The following is a 3,676-nucleotide window of genomic DNA, read 5'->3' as shown; positions in this document are numbered from 1 at the left end:
GCATACGCCCGCGCCCCCCACGGCGCGCCCCCGGCATACGCCCCGGGCCTCCCTGCGGCGCGCCCCGCTCAGTCCCTCAGCATCTTGTCGCGGACCGGGATCCATTCCAGGGCCGAGCGGATGCCCTCTTCCAGGGAGAGGGTCGGGGTCCAGCCGAGCAGGCGGGACGCGCGGTCGCTCGTGGTGTAGCCGCCGGCCACGTCCCCCGGCCGGGGATCCGTGTCGATCGTGGCCAGGGGCGTGCTCACGACGTTGTTGAAGGCCGCGCAGAGCTCGCGGACCGTCGTACCGGAGCCCGTGCCCAGGTTGATCGCGATCGACGGCGCGGACGCGGTCAGGAGGGAGTCGAAGCGCTCGATCGCCGCGACGTGGGCCGCCGCGAGGTCCCAGACGTGCACGTAGTCACGGATGCCCGTGCCGTCGCGGGTCGGGTAGTTCACGCCGGTGACCGGGAACGGCGTCCCCGCCTGATGGGCCCGGATCAGCATCCCCAGCGCATGGCTGGGCCGCTTGAGCTGGAGACCGGTGCGCAGCAGGGGATCCGCGCCGACCGGGTTGAAGTACCGCAGGGACAGCACCCGCATCTGCCCGGCCGCGGCGATGTCCGCGAACATCCCCTCGCACACCGCCTTGGTCCGCGCGTACGGGCTCTGCGGCGCCAGCGGCGAGTCCTCGGTGACGGGCGAGCCGTCCTCGGCCCGGTAGATGGACGCCGAACTGCTGAAGACGAGGCGGTCGCACCCGTTGCGCCGCAGATGCCCGACGAAGGCCAGGCTCTTGGTGACGTTCGCCTCGTAGTAGCCGATCGGATCCGCCACCGACTCCGGCACCACGATCAGCGCCGCGCAGTGCACCACCGCGGTGATGTCCGGGTGCTCGGCGAAGATCCGGTCGACCAGGGCGCCGTCCGCGATGTCGCCCTCGTAGAAGACCCGCCCCTCGGTGAACTCGGCACGGCCGCGGACCAGGCTGTCGAGGATCACCGGGGTGATGCCCGCGTCCAGACAGGCCGACGCGACGGTGCTTCCGATGTAACCCGCTCCACCGGCGATGAGGACAGACACGTTGATTCTCTTCCCGGTCTCGTTCCAGACCCAGTAGTTCCAGACCCAGCAGTTCCGGACGGTTCAGCAGTTCCGGACACAGTACGAGCAGGCGGCCGCCGTCCGTCAGCGCAGCAGCCGCCGCAGTCGCCGCAGCCGTCCGCGCAGTATCCGCGCGAGTCCGCGCACCCCCGTCGCCACGCGCAGCGCCAGCGCGCCGGAGTGCGTCGCGTACGGCTGTACGAGCAGTACGCCGTGCCGGAGGTCGGGTACGACGCGTCGGCGCAACCGTCCGGCGCCCGCCCGGGCGGCCGCCGTGGCCTCGCGCTCCGCGCCGTCCGCGAAACGCACGGCCAGCCGCAGATCCCAGACACCCGCACCGAACGCGCCCACGTCCAGGGGCAGTTCGGCCGACCAGAGATCCGGCCCGGCGGGGGCCAGGGCGGCCGTCGTACGCCCCCGGGCGCGCGCGTCGTCCCGGGACTCCCAGCGCACCTCCACCTCGCGCGGCCCCGCCTGCGCCACCCTGCCGTACAGCTCGTGCAGCCGCAGCGTGAGCGCCCCGGTGCCCGCCCGCGGGCGCACCTCCGCGTCCAGCGCGAGGGGGAGCGTCTCGACGGGATCGGTCAGGAAGGGCGCGAGGGACACCTGGGGCAGGTCCGCGGACCAGACCGGGGCGCCGTCCGGGGTACGGGCGTACGGCGGGAGCAGCCGGCCGGGACGCGCGGCCAGGTCCCGCAGCCGGGGCAGATCGCGCGGCTCGGGCGACTCCAGGAGCAGCCGGCCCAGCAGCCGGCCGGGGGAGCCCGGATCCTGCTCCCAGTCGGCGGCGTCGTAACGCCCGAGGTACGCACGGGTGTGCGTCCACCAGGCGTGCCGGTACTCCGCGTCGCGCAGGCCCAGTTCCCGTGCGTACATCCGCACGTCGTGGTCGAGGAACTTCGCCCGCGCCGCCCGCGCCAGTTCCTTCTGGCCGGCGGCCAGCAGAATGTCGTACGCCAGCGCGCACGCCCGCGTGCGCGCCTCCCAGTTGTCGATGTGCCCCCGGTCGAGGGAGAGCGACAGCCGTTCGGCGGCGCGGCGCACGTGCCAGACGTAGACACGGTCCGGCACCAGCGCGATGCGCGGGCTCGCGGCCAGGACCCGGGCGGTGAAGACGAAGTCCTCGTAGAGGAAACGGCCTTCGGGGAAGCGGATGCCGTGCTCGCGCAGGAAGTCGGTGCGGTACAGCTTGTTGACGCACAGCGTGTCGTGGACCAGAAGCGGGCGCTGGGCGGGGCGAGCGAGAACGGAGTGCGCCGTGTAGAGGGGCTCCTGCCAGGGCTGTTCACGCCCCGAGGGCAGCTCCCGGCGCACACACAGTCCGCTCGCCACCGCGGCGCCCGCCCCCTCGGCGGCCGTCAGCAGCGCGTCCACCGCGCCCGGCGGCAACACGTCGTCGCTGTCCAGGAACATGACGTACGGCGCCGTCACCGCGTCGATCCCGGTGTTGCGCGGACTGCCGCAGCCACCGCTGTTGACGTCCCGCCGGATCACCCGCAACCGGGCGTCGCCGGCGGCCATCCGGTCGAGCGACTCGGCGCTGCCGTCCGTGGACCGGTCGTCCACCGCGACGACCTCCGCGACCGAGGGCCCCTGCGCGAGCGCCGAACGCACGGCGTCGGCCACATGGGCACGGTCGTTGTAGCCGATCACGACGACGCCGACGGCGCCGGTGCGCGGAGTGCTCTGTGGGGTCTGTGTGTTCTCTGTGTTCTCTGACTGGGCGGGCGAGTCGGGAAGCATGGGGTCCACAGGCCGGGAGCGTAGAAATGTTCGGTAATACTCCGTTAAGAGATGCTTAGTGCTCGGTTTGGTAGACGGTCGGAATCAGGGCAAGGTTGTGTTCTTTGCTCACCATTTACCATCGGTGCGGCCGTGGCCCGCCACAGCCTGACGAAGGACAGCACCGCCGCGGCCGTCAGCAGCCCGTTGCGGCCCAGCATCAGCAGACAGCCGGCCCAACTCCCCCCGATCACCTGCCCGTAGCACAGCGGGTACACCACCGTGCTCAGCGCCGACGCCGCCAGGACCAGCACCGCCACCGGACGCTGACCGGTGTGCCGCGAGACCAGGCACACCGCGGCGAGCCCGATCAGCCAGACCATGTACTGCGGGCTGATCACCCGGCTGGTCACCGTGAACAGCAGCACCGCGCACAGCGCCGCGTCGGCCGCCGTCGCCTCGGTCCAGTGCCGCGCCCGCACCCGCCACAGCACCAGCAGCCCGAACGCGGCCGCCGTCAGCGCGAGGGACACGGCGGCGACGACGGGCACGTACGGACCCACCAACTCGATGGCGCCGTACTGGTAATGGGGCCGGCCGGACCACCCCGCGTGCCGGGCCAGGTTGAGCGCCGTACCGCCCAGCGACTCGATCTGCACCCCGCGCCCGCCCTGTTCCGCCAGGAAGGACAGCGGATGCCGGAACGCGACGGACAGCAGCCCCAGGATGACGGCCCCGGCGCCCGCCGCCCAGGTCCACGCGCTCCGCGTCGCCGCGCCCCGGGGCGTGCCCAGGAGCACCAGCGCGGGCCAGCCCTTCACCAGCGCGCCGAGCGCCCCGAGCACACCGCCCGCGCGCGGGGAGCGCGT

At 73.0% G+C, this 3,676-nt stretch carries 2 protein-coding genes and 1 pseudogene; all 3 read right to left on the bottom strand.

Annotated features, from left to right (window positions below; translation table 11 throughout):
* Positions 1-68 precede the first annotated feature (68 nt).
* Positions 69-1,064: a UDP-glucose 4-epimerase GalE gene (galE, locus tag CCN72_RS23705; protein WP_086809388.1), complete on the bottom strand. Its 996-nt coding sequence runs from the start codon at positions 1,062-1,064 to the stop codon at positions 69-71.
* Positions 1,065-1,169: 105 nt separating this feature from the next.
* A complete protein-coding gene (locus CCN72_RS23700; RefSeq protein WP_086809390.1) occupies positions 1,170-2,828 on the bottom strand; it encodes a glycosyltransferase family 2 protein in 1,659 nt (552 codons plus the stop codon).
* Between the two features lie 44 nt (positions 2,829-2,872).
* A pseudogene (locus tag CCN72_RS23695) lies at positions 2,873-3,676 on the bottom strand (hypothetical protein); the annotation flags it as partial.

The sequence above is a fragment of the Streptomyces murinus genome, assembly GCF_002154555.1.
Classification (GTDB): domain Bacteria; phylum Actinomycetota; class Actinomycetes; order Streptomycetales; family Streptomycetaceae; genus Streptomyces; species Streptomyces murinus.
This window is presented reverse-complemented; position numbering and strand designations above follow the sequence as displayed.